Origin of the sequence: Streptomyces sp. NPDC021224 (assembly GCF_044332905.1) — a bacterium.
Taxonomy (GTDB): domain Bacteria; phylum Actinomycetota; class Actinomycetes; order Streptomycetales; family Streptomycetaceae; genus Actinacidiphila.
On the sequence record NZ_JBIRPW010000004.1, the window covers coordinates 401,783 to 416,590 of the forward strand.

Annotated in this window: 13 protein-coding genes; all 13 read right to left on the reverse strand. The window is 73.9% G+C overall.

Going from position 1 to position 14,808, the window contains the following annotated elements:
- Nucleotides 1-687 precede the first annotated feature (687 nt).
- Nucleotides 688-2,760, reverse strand: a complete 2,073-nt coding sequence (gene fusA, locus ACH4PY_RS13375; RefSeq protein ID WP_398180279.1) for an elongation factor G — start codon at nucleotides 2,758-2,760, stop codon at nucleotides 688-690.
- Between the two features lie 318 nt (nucleotides 2,761-3,078).
- Nucleotides 3,079-4,536, reverse strand: coding sequence for a pyridoxal phosphate-dependent decarboxylase family protein (locus ACH4PY_RS13380; protein WP_398180282.1), 1,458 nt, complete (start codon nucleotides 4,534-4,536; stop codon nucleotides 3,079-3,081).
- Nucleotides 4,537-4,652: 116 nt separating this feature from the next.
- The gene (gene nusB, locus ACH4PY_RS13385) at nucleotides 4,653-5,078 is read right to left on the reverse strand and encodes a transcription antitermination factor NusB (protein ID WP_398180285.1); all 426 of its coding nucleotides are present in this window, start codon (nucleotides 5,076-5,078) and stop codon (nucleotides 4,653-4,655) included.
- Between the two features lie 2 nt (nucleotides 5,079-5,080).
- The gene (gene efp, locus ACH4PY_RS13390) at nucleotides 5,081-5,647 is read right to left on the reverse strand and encodes an elongation factor P (RefSeq protein ID WP_398180288.1); all 567 of its coding nucleotides are present in this window, start codon (nucleotides 5,645-5,647) and stop codon (nucleotides 5,081-5,083) included.
- A gap of 54 nt (nucleotides 5,648-5,701) precedes the next feature.
- On the reverse strand, nucleotides 5,702-6,835 hold the full coding sequence (locus ACH4PY_RS13395) for a M24 family metallopeptidase (RefSeq protein ID WP_398180291.1): 1,134 nt from the start codon (nucleotides 6,833-6,835) through the stop codon (nucleotides 5,702-5,704).
- 88 nt (nucleotides 6,836-6,923) lie between these two features.
- On the reverse strand, nucleotides 6,924-7,811 hold the full coding sequence (locus ACH4PY_RS13400; RefSeq protein ID WP_398180867.1) for an AAA family ATPase: 888 nt from the start codon (nucleotides 7,809-7,811) through the stop codon (nucleotides 6,924-6,926).
- Nucleotides 7,812-8,013: 202 nt separating this feature from the next.
- Entirely contained in the window at nucleotides 8,014-8,454 is a 441-nt protein-coding gene (gene aroQ, locus ACH4PY_RS13405; protein ID WP_398180294.1) for a type II 3-dehydroquinate dehydratase, read from the reverse strand.
- A complete protein-coding gene (aroB, locus tag ACH4PY_RS13410) occupies nucleotides 8,451-9,551 on the reverse strand; it encodes a 3-dehydroquinate synthase (protein ID WP_398180297.1) in 1,101 nt (366 codons plus the stop codon). The genes aroQ and aroB overlap by 4 nt, the downstream gene beginning before the upstream one ends.
- Nucleotides 9,548-10,087 (reverse strand): shikimate kinase, encoded by a 540-nt coding sequence (locus tag ACH4PY_RS13415; RefSeq protein ID WP_398180301.1) that lies wholly within the window; start codon nucleotides 10,085-10,087, stop codon nucleotides 9,548-9,550. Before ACH4PY_RS13415 ends, aroB begins: the two co-directional genes overlap by 4 nt.
- Nucleotides 10,084-11,268, reverse strand: a complete 1,185-nt coding sequence (gene aroC, locus ACH4PY_RS13420) for a chorismate synthase (protein WP_398180304.1) — start codon at nucleotides 11,266-11,268, stop codon at nucleotides 10,084-10,086. The genes ACH4PY_RS13415 and aroC overlap by 4 nt, the downstream gene beginning before the upstream one ends.
- A gap of 117 nt (nucleotides 11,269-11,385) precedes the next feature.
- Nucleotides 11,386-12,225 carry a shikimate dehydrogenase gene (locus tag ACH4PY_RS13425; RefSeq protein ID WP_398180307.1) on the reverse strand — a complete coding sequence of 280 codons (840 nt, stop codon included), beginning with the start codon at nucleotides 12,223-12,225 and terminating at the stop codon, nucleotides 11,386-11,388.
- A gap of 30 nt (nucleotides 12,226-12,255) precedes the next feature.
- A complete protein-coding gene (mltG, locus tag ACH4PY_RS13430; RefSeq protein WP_398180310.1) occupies nucleotides 12,256-14,220 on the reverse strand; it encodes an endolytic transglycosylase MltG in 1,965 nt (654 codons plus the stop codon).
- Between the two features lie 101 nt (nucleotides 14,221-14,321).
- Complete coding sequence (gene ruvX, locus ACH4PY_RS13435) at nucleotides 14,322-14,786, reverse strand: Holliday junction resolvase RuvX (protein ID WP_398180870.1); 465 nt, start codon at nucleotides 14,784-14,786, stop codon at nucleotides 14,322-14,324.
- Nucleotides 14,787-14,808 lie beyond the last annotated feature (22 nt).

The following is a 14,808-nucleotide window of genomic DNA, read 5'->3' on the forward strand; positions in this document are numbered from 1 at the left end:
GTCCCGCCGCGGGGCGGTCCCCCCTCCCCGGGGCTCCGCCCCGCCCCCCCCGCGCGCCTGGGTGGCAGCCACTTGCGGTGGCACATCGCCTGTCCGCCGGTGGGGGCTTGCCGCGCAGTTCTCCCCCAGGCTTCGCCTGGGAGGTGCCCCCACGCGCCCCTGAAAAACGGGTGCCGTCGCCCCGCAGCCGCGCCCCTGAAAAACGGGAGCCCTCTCCTCCGCGGCGCGCCCCTAAAAAACGGGTGCCCTCCACCCCGCAGCCGGGCCCCTGAAAAACGGGAGCCCTCTCCTCCGCGGCGAGGCCCTGAAAAACGGGTGCCGTCGCCCAGCAGCCGCGCCGCTGAAAACGGGCGCCCGCAGCCGGGCCCCTGCAAAGGGAGCCCTCACCCCCGCCGGCAGGCAGCCGCTGAACCGGCCCGGAGGGGGACGGTGCGGGGTGCCCCCGCAGGAATGCGCTGGGAGGGGCTCACCGGCTACCGGTGAGGGTGAAGGCGCATTCCGAGGAGGTGCCCCGTGGCGGCACCCGACCCACCAGCGGCGGCGCCGCGACAGGGGCGCGTGGGGGCACCTCCCAGGCGGAGCCTGGGGGAGAACGGCGCGAGCAACCCCCCACCCACCGCAAGGTCGCACACCGCACCGCAAGGGGCAGCCCGGGGCGGCGCACCCCGGACCACCCCCACGCGCGGGTCAGACCGCCACGTACCCCGCGGAGCGGCTCGTGAAGGTCGCACGGCCCTGCGTACGGCCGCGCAGCGACCCCGCGTAGCCGAAGAGCCGCGCCAACGGCACCGTCGCGGTCACTTCCGTCGCCCCGCCGACGGACCGCTGGCCCGCCACCCGCCCCCGCCGCGCGGCGAGATCACCGAGCACCGCCCCGACGCAGTCGTCCGGCGAGATCACCGTGACCTCGACGACAGGCTCCAGCACCCCCATCCCGCACGCCCGCAGCGCCCCGCGCAGGGCGTCGCGGCCCGCGGTGCGGAACGCGAGCTCGGAGGAGTCCTTGGGGTGCGTGGCCCCGTCCGTGAGGACGACCCGCAGGCCGGTGACGGGGTGCCCGCCGAGGGGGCCCTCGGCGAGCGCGTCCCGGCACCCGTCCGCGACAGCGCGTACGTACTCGCGCGGCACCCGCCCGCCGGTCACGGTGGACGCGAACACGAACACGAACCCCTCCTCTCCCCCGCCCTGCGGAGCACCTTCGTGCGGGTGGACGTCGATCACCACGTGCGCGTACTGCCCGGCGCCGCCGTCCTGCTTGACGTGCCGGTGGACGTGCCCGGTCACCCCGCGCGTCACGGTCTCCCGGTAGGAGACCTGCGGGCGGCCGACCGTGACCCGGATGCCGTGGTCGATGCGCACTTTCTCGACCGCGACCTCCAGGTGCAGCTCGCCCATGCCGGCCAGCACGAGCTGGCCGGTCTCCGCGTCGGTGCGGACCGTCAGCGACGGATCCTCCTCGGCGAGCCGGGCGAGCGCGCCGACGAGCCGTTCGGTGTCGGCGGACAGCGCGGCCTCGACCGCGACGGAGACGACCGGGGCGGCCACCGCCGGGGGTTCCAGGACCAGCGGCGCGCCGGGCGCGCACAGCGTCGCGCCGGGGCGTGCGGCCTTGGGACCGACGACGGCGACGATGTCTCCGGCAGCGGCCTGCTCGGCCTCGGCGTGCCGGTCGGCCTGCACCCGCAGGATGCGGCCGACGCGTTCGGTGCGCCGGGTGCCCGCGTCCAGCACCGTGTCCCCCTTCCGCAGCGTGCCCGAGTAGATCCGCAGGAACGTGAGCCGCCCGGTGGCGGTCGCGTTGACCTTGAACACCAGCCCCGCGAAGGGCGCCGCCGGGTCGGCGGGCCGTTCCGCGGGCCCGTCCGCCGCCCGGCCGCGTACCGCCGGGACGTCCAGCGGCGAGGGCAGGTAGGCGGTGACGGCGTCCAGCAGCGGTTCGACACCGCGGTTGCGGTAGGCCGAGCCGCACAGCACGACGACGGCCTCGCCGCCGCGGGTGAGGTCGCGCAGGACCGCGGTCAGCGCCTGCGGGCTCAGTGTCCGCCCGGCGCAGAACTCCTCCAGCGCGGCCGGGTGCAGCTCCGCCACCGTCTCCTCCAGCAGCCTGCGGCGGCGTACGGCCTCGTCGCGCAGCTCCTGCGGCACCTCCCCCTCGGTGTACGCGGCGGCGCCGTCCGCCCAGACCAGTGCCCGCATCGCCACCAGGTCGACGACGCCGGTGAAGCCGTCCTCGCGGCCGATGGGGAGTTGCACGACGAGCGGTACGGTGTGCAGCCGCCGCCGGATGGAGTCGGCCGCGGCGTCGAGGTCGGCGCCGGCCCGGTCCAGCTTGTTGACGAAGGCGATGCGCGGGACGCCGTGCCGGTCGGCCTGCCGCCACACCGACTCGCTCTGCGGCTCGACGCCGGCGACCGCGTCGAAGACGGCGACCGCGCCGTCCAGGACGCGCAGCGAGCGTTCGACCTCGTCGGCGAAGTCGACGTGGCCGGGTGTGTCGATCAGGTTGATCCGGTGGCCGTCCCAGTCGCAGGAGACGGCGGCCGCGAAGATGGTGATGCCGCGGTCGCGCTCCTGCGGGTCGAAGTCGGTGACGGTGGTGCCGTCGTGGACCTCGCCGCGCTTGTGGGTGGCGCCGGTGAGGTAGAGGACCCGCTCGGTGACGGTGGTCTTGCCCGCGTCCACGTGGGCGAGGATGCCGATGTTGCGGACGGTCGCGAGGGGGTTGGCGGTCTGGCGGGTACGGGTGCGGGTGCTGCGCACGGCCCTGGGCCTTTCGGGTGATCCGGAAATCGGGCGGGCGCGATTCCCCGGGCGCACCGGGCCCACGGATCGCCTGGCGGCGGAGGGCGTGCGGGTGCGTCAGGGGGTCCGGGGCCGGCCGCGCAGCCGGCTCCGGAGGCACGAAGACACCAGGATCACCCGGTGCCGCGGCGCGGGGACGACAGCGGCGGTACGCACGGCCGTCTCCCCTCGTTCGTCGGCGGGCGCAGCTTCCTCGTGGCGGACTGCGCGCGATTCCGGGCGTGAGCGTAGCGCGCGGGAGGCACCGAGGGCACCGGGTTTTCCGCGGGGCGCGGCTCAGGCGGTGTACAACCGCGCGACGACCTCGGGCAGCAGACGTTCCGTCACCGGGGCGGGCAGTGCCTGGAGTACGGCGAGCACCGGGGCCATCCGCTCCGGCAGGGCGCCGTCCGTGCCGACCCCGGCGACGTCGAGGGCGAAGGCGACCTCGTCCGGTCCGAGGGCGGCGGGGTCGAGTCCGGCCGCGGCCGCGGCGATCGCCGGGTCGGCGGTCGCGGGGCCCAGGGCGCGGGCCCGCGCGGTCGCGGCGGCCAGTTCGGCGAGCAGTTCGTCGATCCGCGCCGGGTCGGCGACCGCAGCCGTCACGGTCAGGTGCACGTTAACCGGGGACGGGCCGAAGGCGGGCTGCGGCTGGAGGTACCAGCCGCGCAGCCGCATCTCGTCGGCGACGACGAAGGGGTCGAGCCCCTCCTCGGCGGCGGCCACCGCGACGAGCGAGGCATCGGGGGTGCCGAGGACGCGCAGGCCCTCGATGCGCCCGATGCCTTCGGTGAGCCGGGCGGCCGCCTCGTGCACCCGGCGGGCCAGGTCCACGTAACCAGTGGTGCCGACTTTCCGCAGCACCGCCCAGGCGGCGGCGAGCGGCCCGGCGGACTTGGTGCCCTGGAGAGTGGCGTTGACGACCGGGTAGCCGGGCCAGGAGGCGTGCGCGAACCAGCCGTGGCGGCGCAGCTCGGCGTCGCGGAAGAGCAGGACGGAGGCGCCCTTGGGGGTGTAGCCGTACTTGTGCAGGTCGACCGAGAGCGAGGTGACGCCGGGTACGGCCAGGTCGAAGGGCGGCGGCGGGGCGATACCGGCGGCGAGCCGCCGGTGGCCGAGGTACCAGCCGCCGATGCAGGCGTCGACGTGGCAGAGGATGCCGCGCTCGGCGGCGGCGGCCGCGACGGCGGGCACCGGGTCGACCACCCCGTGCGCGTACGAGGGCGCGGACACGACGACCAGGGCGGTGCGCTCGGTCAGCGCGGCGGCCGTGGCGTGCGGGTCGGCCCGGAAGGTCGCGGGATCGACGGGGACGGTGACGGGGGTGAGCCCGAAGAGCGCGGCGGCCTTGTGGAAGGCGGCGTGCGCGGTCTGCGGCAGCACGATCTCGGGGGCGGTGACCCCGCGGGTGCGGGCGGCGTGCTCGCGGGCGGTCAGCACGGCGAGCAGGCAGCTCTCGGTGCCGCCGCTGGTGAAGGTGCCGGCGGTGCCGGGGCCGCCGCCGAGCAGGTCGGCGGTCTGCCGGACGATGTCGTTCTCCAGCGCGACAACGCTGGGGAAGACGGTCATGTCCAGTCCGTTGACGCCCGCGAACGCGGTGTGCGCCCGCGCCGCCAGCTCGTCGAGTCCGGCGAGCCCGGCGTCGTAGACGTAGGCCATGGTGCGGCCGCCGCGCACGGGCAGGTCGGCCGCGCGCAGCCGCTCCAGGTGGGCCAGGATCGTGTCGTCGCCGCCGGGGCCCGCCGCTTCGTCCATGCGCGGGAATCTAGGCCACGGTGTGCGGCATGCACCAGGCCCGAAGCAGAATAATGTTCACCTTCTGCTGTCGGGCCTGGTCAGGATGTGCGTCAGGGGTGCGCGAGCCCCGCGGCCTAGCGCGGCAGGGTCGGCTTGAGCTCCATGAGCTTGCCGAGCAGGCCGTTGACGAAGGACGGCGACTCGTCCGTGGAGAACTCCTTGGCGAGCTCCACCGCCTCGTCCAGCACCACCGCGTCCGGGACGTCGTCCTCCCAGATCAGCTCGTAGGCGCCGAGCCGCAGCACATTGCGGTCGACGACCGGCATCCGGTCCAGCGTCCAGCCCACGGCGTGCCGCGACAGCAGCTCGTCGATCGGCCCGGCGTGCGCCGCGTACCCCTCGACCAGCTGCATCGTGTACTCGGTGACCTGCGGCTGCCGGTCGTCGGTCCGGGCGAGCCGGATCCAGTCCGCCATGACGGTCACCGGGTCGGCGCCCCGCTGGTCGGCCTCGAAGAGGATCTGGAAGGCGCGCTTGCGGGCCTTGTTCCGTGCGGCCACGGTTAGCTGTTCACCCGGCCGAGGTAGTCGCCCGTACGGGTGTCGACCTTGACCTTCTCACCCGTGGTGATGAAGAGCGGGACACCGATCTCGTAGCCGGTCTCCAGCCGCGCCGGCTTGGAGCCGCCCGTCGAGCGGTCGCCCTGGACGCCCGGCTCGGTGTACTCGATGACCAGCTCGACGGCCGCGGGCAGCTCGACGTACAGGGGCGCGCCCTCGTACATCGCCACGGTGGCCTCGAAACCCTCCAGCAGGTAGTTGGCGGCGTCGCCGACGACCTCGGGGGTGATGGTGATCTGGTCGAAGGTCTCGGTGTCCATGAAGACGAAGTCGGTGCCGTCCTTGTAGGAGAACTGCATGCCGCGCTTGTCGACGTTGGCGGTCTCGACCTTCACACCCGCGTTGAAGGTCTTGTCGACGACCTTCCCGGAGAGCACGTGCTTCAGCTTGGTGCGCACGAAGGCGGGGCCCTTGCCGGGCTTGACGTGCTGGAACTCGACTACGGTCCAGAGCTGACCGCCGTCCAGCTTGAGCACGAGGCCGTTCTTGAGGTCGTTCGTGGTGGCCACGGTTGCGGATCTCCTGAATGTGCTGCTTCGGGGACCGCGGACACCCCCTGCCCGTCACAGGGCGAGGAGTTCCTTGGTCGTGATGGTGAGTAGCTCGGGCCCGCCGTCCGCCGCGGGGCGTACGACGAGTGTGTCGTCGATGCGGACCCCGCCGCGGCCCGGAAGGTGGACCCCCGGCTCGACGGTGACCGGCACGCAAGCGTCCAGTTTACCCATGGCCGCAGGTGACAACTGAGGGTCCTCGTCGATTTCCAGGCCCACGCCGTGCCCGGACCACTGCGCGACACCGTCCCCGTGCCCCGCCGCGACCAGCGGCTGCCGGGCCACCCGGTCCACGTCCCGGCAGGCCACACCCGGTGCCAGCGCCTCCCGCGCGGCCCGCTGGGCGTTGAAGACCAGGTCGTACAGGTCGATCTGCCAGCCCGCGGGAGCCGTGCCGATCACGAACGTACGGCCCACCTCGCAGCGGTACCCGCGGTAGCACGCGCCGAGCCGCACGGTGAGGAAGTCGCCCTCCTCGACCCGCCGGTCCGTCGGGACGTGCCGGGCCGTACCGCTGTTCGGGCCGGTGCCCACGGAGGTGGGGAAGGCCGCGCTGTCGGCCCCGTGGTCGACCAGCCGCCGCTCCAGCTCCAGCGCGAGGTGCCGCTCGGTGCGGCCCACCAGGATCGACTCCAGCAGCTCGCCGAGCGCCTGGTCGGCGATCTCCGCGGCGATCCGCAGCGCGGCGATCTCGTGCTCGTCCTTGACCAGCCGCAGCTGCTCCACGGCCCCGCCGAGGTCGGACATCGGCATGCCGTTCGCGACCGAGCGGATGGCGCGGTGCCGCGCCACGGTCAGGTGGTGCTCCTCGACGGCGAGCGACCCCGCGTGCTGCTCGCGTGCGAGCGTGGCCGCGGCCACGGCGGCGTCGCCGTCCGGCGAGGGCAGCACGGTCGCCCGCAGGTCCTCCGGGGGCTGCTCCCCCGCACCCCGCGGGTCGCGGCCCGCGCCCTCGTCGTCCGGCGGCGGCCGCAGGTGGACGAGGGTGTCCTCGGCGCCCGGCCCGACCAGCAGTGCGGAGCCGGGCGGCGCGCAGCCGGTCAGATACCGGACGTTCGCCGGTCGGGTGATCAGCGCGGCGGCCGCGCCTGCCGCGGCGCATCGCTCGCGCAGCCGGTCCCGCCGGGTCCCATGCACCTCCGCCATGCGGCGAGCTTAAGTCGACGTGTCGGCCCCCGCCCCTTTTCCGCCGCCTTGCGGAGGCGGGCCCGGTGTGCCCCCGCGGGGCACGGCCTCACCAGGTGGGAGGGCCCTGCAGGCTGCGCAGCACGACGCGGTCCAGGGCCGCGGCGGCGGCCTCGACGTCGAGGTGGGAGTTGTCGATGATCGGCAGACCCGACCCGTACCAGCCGGCCATCCGGCCGTGGATACGGGCGACCTCCTCGTCGGAGAGCCGGCGGTTGCCGGAGCGCTCGGCGTTGCGGGTCAGGACGATGTCCAGGCCCGGCAGGAGCACCACGGGGACGAGTCCGGGCCCGACGTGCCGCTTCCAGCCGCCCAGGCCCACCGCCGGGCGGTCGGGGAAGACGGCGTCGTCGATGATGCAGGACACCCCGTTGGCCAGGAAGTTCCGCGCGGCGAAACCGCACGTGCGGCGGGCGAGCCGGTACTGCGCCTCGGAGTGCTCGTTCCACCCCGCCTGCGGGTCGGCGAACCCGGCCCGTACCCACTCGCGCACGTCGTCGAGGCTGATGTGCGCGGTCGGGGCGCCGCGGTTGTCCGCCCAGTGCCGGGCGATGGTCGTCTTCCCGGCGCCCGCGGCGCCGATCAGCAGGACGGCCACCGGGCCGTGGGCTGCGCCGCCCAGCGAACCGTTGCCGTCCGGCACGGGCGCCTGCACCGGGGCGGCCGCGGGCAGCGGGAAGTGCCCGGTGACGCTTACGGCCGGGGGCGTCGGGCCTCCGCCGGGCTGCGGCGCCCCCACAGCGTGCTGCATGTCGGCCGACTCCATCTCGTGCGGTGTGCGCTGCCGCGCGGGTTGACATGGAACGGTACCGTTCCCGCGCTTCGTTTGGTGAACGCCCGGGAAACCTTCCCGGTGCCCTGCCCTTGCCGGGCGGGCTTCGGGGGCTGCCCTCTGCGCAGGGCGGTACGCCCAGGGGCGCGTGGGGGCACCTCCCAGGCGGAGCCTGGGGGAGAACTGCGCTCCCCCAGAGCTTCTCCTGGGCGGTACCCCCAGCCCCCACCGGGGCGTGGGTAGACACCGACCCGAGGGGGCAGTTGCTGTCGCTCCCGGACCACCGGCCGGTGGGTGGTTGCTCGCGCAGTTCCCCGCGCCCCTGGTGGTTGCCCGGCGCGGCATACGCGGCCCTGGGGCCGACGCCCTACGCAGTAGGGAGGTCGGCGAGGGCCTGGAGGGCCAGGAGGTAGGAGGTGAGGCCGAAGCCGGCGATCGTGCCCGTGGCCACCGGGGCGATCACCGACTCGTGGCGGAACGCCTCCCGCGCGTAGGGGTTGGAGATGTGCACCTCGACGAGCGGCGCCGTGCGCTGGGCCGCGGCGTCGCGCAGGCCGTACGAGTAGTGCGTGAACGCACCGGGGTTGAGGACGACGGGCACCTGCCCGTCGGCCGCCTCGTGCAGCCAGCGGATCAGCTCGCCCTCGTCGTTGGTCTCACGGACCTCGACGGCGAAGCCGAGCTTCGTCCCGAAGGCGGTGCAGCGCTCGACGAGGCCCGCGTAGGAGGTGGAGCCGTAGACGTCGGGCTCGCGGGAGCCGAGGCGTCCGAGGTTGGGGCCGTTGAGGACGAGGACGGGGCGGGTCACGCGGACACCTCCCCGTAGGCGGCGAGCAGGATCGCCGGGTCGGGGCCTTCGAGGACGGTGGGTTTGGCCAGGCCGTCGAGGACGATGAAGCGCAGCAGGTCGCCGCGGGACTTCTTGTCGACCTTCATGGTCTCCAGCAGCTTCGGCCACTGGTCGCCGCGGTAGGTGAGGGGCAGGCCGACCGCGCCGAGGACGGCGCTGTGCCGGTCGGCGGTGGCGTCGTCGAGGCGTCCGGCGAGGCGGCCGAGTTCGGCGGCGAAGACCATGCCGACGGAGACGGCGGCGCCGTGCCGCCAGCGGTAGCGCTCGTTCTTCTCGATGGCGTGGGCGAGCGTGTGGCCGTAGTTGAGGATCTCCCGCAGCCCTGATTCCTTGAGGTCGCTGGAGACGACGTGGGCCTTGACGCGGATGGCGCGTTCGATCAGCTCGGCGGTGTGGGCGTAGCCGGGGCTGCGGGCGCCCTCGGGGTCGGCCTCGATCAGGTCGAGGATGACGGGGTCGGCGATGAAACCGGCCTTGATGATCTCGGCGAGGCCGCTGACGTAGTCGTTGGCGGGCAGCGAGTCGAGGGCGGCGAGGTCGCACAGGACACCGGCGGGCGGGTGGAAGGCGCCGACGAGGTTCTTGCCCTCGGCGGTGTTGATGCCGGTCTTGCCGCCGACGGCCGCGTCGACCATGCCGAGCACCGTGGTGGGGACGGCGATCCAGCGCACCCCGCGCAGCCAGCTCGCGGCGACGAATCCGGCGAGGTCGGTGGTGGCGCCGCCGCCGACGCCGACGATGACGTCGGTGCGGGTGAAGCCGGACTGGCCGAGGGCCTTCCAGCAGTAGGCGGCGACCTCGGCGGTCTTGGCCTCCTCGGCGTTGGGCACCTGGACGGCGACGGCCTCGTAGCCCTGCTCGGCGAGGTCGTCGCGGACGGCCTCACCGGTACCGGCCAGCGCCTCGGGGTGCAGGACGGCCACCCGCCGGGCCCTGTCGCCGATGAGGCCGGGGAGTTCGCCGAGCAGCTGGTGGCCGATGAGCACGTCGTACGGGTCGGTGCCGGCGGTCCCGGCGACGGTGATGCGGACCGGGGTCTCGGGCGTGTCGCTCATGCGTCCTTCAGCTGGAGTACGTCGAGGACGGCGTCGGCCACGTCCTCGGGGGTGCGGTCGTCGGTGGGGACGACGGCCCGGGCGACTTCGGTGTAGAGCGGGCGGCGCGCCTCCATCAGCTCCCGCCAGCGCTGCCGCGGGTTGACCGCGAGGAGCGGGCGCGGGGCGTCGAGGCCGACGCGGTGCACGGCGGAGTGCAGGCCGACGTCGAGGAAGACCACCGCCAGGCCGTCGAGCAGCGCGCGGGTGCCGGCGTCCATGATCGCGCCGCCGCCGAGCGCGAGGACTCCGCCGTGGCCGGCCAGCGCGTCACGGACGGCGGCGCTCTCCAGCTCCCGGAAGTGCGGCTCGCCGTGGTCGATGAAGATGTCCGGGATCGGCTTGCCCGCGGTCGCCTCGATGTCGGCGTCGGTGTCGCGGTAGCCGACGCCGAGCCGCTCGGCGAGGATGCGGCCCGCGGTGGACTTGCCCGCGCCGGGCGGGCCGACCAGGACGACGACGGGCGGCCCGGCCGCGCCCGCGGCCGGCGCCGTCACCGGACGACCAGGTGGTCGAGGTAGTCCTGGACGTTGCGGCGCACCTGCGCGACGGAGTCGCCGCCGAACTTTTCGGCGACGGCGTCGGCGAGCACCAGCGCGACCATGGCCTCGGCGACGATGCCGGCGGCGGGCACCGCGCACACGTCGGAGCGCTGGTGGTGGGCCTGCGCGGGCTCACCGGTGGTGACGTCGACGGTGGCGAGCGCCCGCGGCACCGTCGCGATGGGCTTCATCGCGGCGCGTACGCGGAGCAGTTCGCCGGTGCTCATGCCGCCCTCGGTGCCGCCGGAGCGGCCGGAGCTGCGGCGGATGCCGTCGGGGCCGGGCACGATCTCGTCGTGCGCCTGCGAGCCGGGGACACGGGCGAGGTCGAAGCCGTCGCCGACCTCGACGCCCTTGATGGCCTGGATGCCCATGAGCGCGGCGGCGAGCCGGGCGTCGAGCCGGCGGTCCCAGTGGACGTGCGAGCCGAGGCCGACGGGCACCCCGTAGGCCAGCACCTCGACGACGCCGCCGAGGGTGTCGCCGTCCTTGTGGGCCTGGTCGATCTCGGCGACCATCCGCTTGCTCGCGTCGGCGTCGAGGCAGCGCACCGGGTCCTCGTCGAGCCGGGCCTCGTCGGCGGGCACCGGCAGCACGCCGTACGGGGCCTTGGCGGCGGCGAGTTCGACGACGTGCGAGACGATCTCGATGCCGGTGGTCTCCTTGAGGTAGGAGCGGGCGACGGCGCCGAGCGCGACACGGGCCGCGGTCTCCCGGGCGCTGGCGCGCTCCAGGACAGGGCGGGCCTCGTCCAGGTCGTACTTCTGCATCCCGGCGAGGTCGGCGTGGCCGGGCCGGGGCCGGGTCAGCGGGGCGTTGCGGGCGAGGCCCGCGAGGATCTCGGGGTCGACCGGGTCGGCCGACATGACCTGCTCCCACTTGGGCCACTCGGTGTTGCCGACCATGACCGCGACCGGGCTGCCCATGGTGCGGCCGTGGCGCACGCCGCCGAGGAAGGTCACCTCGTCGCGCTCGAACTTCATCCGGGCCCCGCGGCCGTAACCGAGCCGGCGGCGCGCCAGCGCGTCCGCCACCAGGTCGGTGGTGACGGGCACCCCGGAGGGCAGCCCTTCCAGTGTCGCCACGAGTGCGGGGCCGTGCGACTCCCCCGCGGTCAGCCAGCGCAACCTGCTCAACGGTGCTCCCTCGACAAAGCCCTGCCGTTCTCGCCCCGATCCTCCCACGTTTCGCGGCACGTCCCGGACGGGCGTCCAGGGTGCGGGACGGGCCCGGTGCTCAGCGCCCGCGCGAGGTCAGCGCAGTGCCGCCTCGCCCGCCGCGCGCATCGCGTCCACGGGTACGCCGGTGCGGCCGGTGTACTGCTCGATCTGCAGGACGGCCTGGTGGACGAGCAGGTCGAGACCGCCGAGGACGGTGCCGCCGCGGGCGGACCAGGCGGCGGCCAGCGGGGTCGGCCACGGGTGGTACAGGACGTCGAAGAGCGCGCCTGGCCGCCGCGGTACGGCGGCGGCCAGGTGGTCGGCGGCTCCCGCGGGGGTGGTGGCGATCACCAGCGGGGCGACGAACGCGGCGGCGGCATCCGCCCAGTCGGCGGTGCGCACCGCCACGCCCAGCCGCTCGCCCCACTGCCGCATCTCGGCGGCGCGCGCGTCGCTGCGGACGTACGCGGTGACCTCCCCGGTGCAGATGCGGGAGAGGGCGGCGAGCGCGGAGGACGCGGTGGCGCCCGCGCCGAGCACGGCGGCGGACGGCACGGTGGTGATGCCGCGCTCGTACAGCGCGGCGAGCAGCCCGGGGATGTCGGTGTTGTCGCCGCGCCGCCCGCCGGGGCCGAACACCACGGTGTTGACGGCCTCGACGGAGGCGGCGGTGGGCGTGATCTCGTCGAGCAGCGGGATCACCGCGCGCTTGAGCGGCATGGTCAGCGACAGCCCGGCCCATTCGGCCGGGTCCAGGCCGCCGAGGAAGGCCGGCAGGGCCGCCTCGTCGACCTCGAAGCGGTCGTAGTGCCAGCCGTCGAGGCCCATCGCCGCGTAGGCGGCGCGGTGCAGCACCGGGGACAGCGAGTGGGCGATCGGCGAGCCGAGCACGGCGGCTCGGCGGGCGCCGCCGGAGGATGCGGTGGGGTTCACGTGAGTGGTCGCTCGTCTTCGCGGTGGCGGCTAGCTGCTCTTGATCTTCTCGAACTCCGAGCGGGTCTCGGTGAATTCGGTGGTCTTGCCGTCCTTGGAGATGAAGAAATACCAGGGGCCGGAGTCGGGGTTCATCGCGGCCTTGAGGGCGACGAGACCCGGGTTACCGATCGGTCCAGGCGGCAGGCCCTTGTAGACGTAGGTGTTGTACTTGTCCTTCAGCGAGAGGATCTCCGTGTTGGAGATCTTCTCCTGGCTGCGGTTCTTGACGTAGTTGTACGTCGAGTCGAACTGGAGCAGTCCGTTGGTGCCCTGCTTGTTGGCGGGGTCCAGCCGGTTGTAGACGACCTTGGCCATCTTGCGGAAGTCGTCGTCCGTCTTGCCCTCGGCCTGCACGAGGCTCGCGACGGTGAGGAACTGGTACGGGCCGGACAGGTTGTGCTTCTTGGCCTCGCCCGCGAGGTCGAGCTGCGCGTACTGCGCGTTCGCCTGGGTGACCATCTGCTTGAGCAGGGCCTCGGGCTTCATGCCCTTGGCGACGCTGTACTTCGTCGGGAAGAGGAAGCCCTCCAGCGGGTCCTTCACGTTGTGCCCGACGACGGCCCAGTCGGGCAGGCCGAAGGTCTTGTACTGGGCCTTGGCGACGCCCTCGGTGGTGCCGGCCTTGAGGCCGAGCTTGGTGTCTATCGTCGCGTAGATCTGCTTGTCGCGCATGCCCTCCGCGATGATCAGGGCGTCCTGCGACTTGGGGTCGAGCATCATCGCGACGGCGGAGTCCGCCGACATCTGCTTGTTGAGCGAGTAGACGCCCGCCTGGATGCTCGTGCCCTTGGGGTTCTTGTTGGCCGCGGTGGTGAAGGCCTCGACGCTCTTGACCACGCCGGCCTCCTTGAGCAGGTTGCCCATGGTGGTCAGGGTCGCGCCCTTGGGGATCGTCACCTGCACCGAGCCGGTGCCCTGGCCGGAGTAGTCGGGGGCCGGGCCGAAGTGGTCCTGGTAGAAGCCGTAGCCGTAGTAGCCGCCGCCGGCGATGCCACCGACGAGCACGAGGGCGACGACGAAGCACGCGCAGCCGCTGCGGCGCTTGCGGCCGCCCTGCTGGTCGCGGCCGGTGCGGCGGCCGCCGGTGCTCGCGGGGGTGTCGTCGTCATCGTCGTCGTCGCGGTTGGCGAAGAAGTTGTGCTCGCGCGGGCCCTTGTCCTCGTCGGCGTCCCAGTCGGTGGCCGCCGGGCCGGTGCGCAGCGGCGTGCTGCGCGGCTCCTGCGGGCGGGTGCCGGCCGGGGGCTGCTGCACCCGGCCCTGCCCCTGACCGGGGCCGGGGGTCTGGCCGGGGGTCTGGCCGGGCGCGCCCATGGCCTGCTGGCCGCCGGGGCCGGGCTGCTGGGGCTGCTGCGGCTGGTGGTACTGCTGCTGGTAGCCGCCGCTCTGGTCGTAGTAGCCGCCCTGCTGCTGCGGATGGCCGTACGGATCCTGGGGGCCGCGGCCGTACGCGTCCGGGTTGCCGTAGCCGCCGGTCTGGTGCGAGCCGGTGTCGTACGTGCCGTGCGAACCGGTGTCGTAGGTGCCGTGGCCACCCGTGTCGTACGTCCCAGGGCTGCCGGTGTCGTAGGTGCCGTGGCTGCCGGTGTCGTAGGTGCCGTGGCTGCCGGTGTCGTAGGTGCCGTGGCTGCCGGTGTCGTACGTCTGGTGCGAGCCGGTGTCGTAGCCGCCCTGCTGCGGGTAGCCGCCCTGCTGGGGGTACTGGCCGGTGTGGCCCTGCTGCTGGGGGTAGCCCTGCTGGTGCCCGTACTGCTGCTGGGGTGTCTGCGGGTACTGGCCGGTGCCCTGCTGCGGGTACTGCTGCTGGTGCTGGCCCGAGGCGTACGGGTCCTGCCAGTCGCCGCCGTACTGTTCCTGCGGCGGCTGCTGGCCCTGACCCCGGTCGTACGTGTCGCCGAACAGCGGGTCGTCCGGGTGCCACGGTTCGGAGCCGGAGCCCCGGCCATAGTCAGTCATCGGTCCCCTTGGTACGCGGTCGGCATCGGGCCTGCCGACCTTGCGAAACGGGCGGCGCCATGAGGCGCCGCCGTGTCGCGCGGAACGTTACCGTATCGCGATCAGACAGAGGATTGGATGCTCTCCCCCGGAGCTTTACCCGACAGCCGTTCGGCTTCCAGCGCGCTCTGCAGGATGATGACCGCGGCTGCCTGATCGACTACGGAGCGTCCCTTCTTCGCACGTACGCCCGACGCGCGCAGCCCCTGCGCGGCCGTCACGGTGGTCATCCGCTCGTCCACCAGCCGCACCGGCACCGGGCCGATGATTTTCGCCACACCCTGGGCGAAGGCCCGCACCTTGGCCGCGGCCGGTCCCTCCGTGCCGTTGAGCGACCGGGGCAGCCCGATGACGACCTCGATCGGCTCGTACTCGGCGGTGATCTGCGCCAGCCTGCGCAGCGCGGCGGGCACGTCCCGGCCCGGCACCGTCTCGACGGGGGTGGCCAGGATGCCGTCCGGGTCGCACGAGGCGACCCCGATCCTGGCGTCCCCGACATCGACACCGAGCCGCCGCCCGCGCCGCATGGCGGGCCGGGGCGGCTCGGTG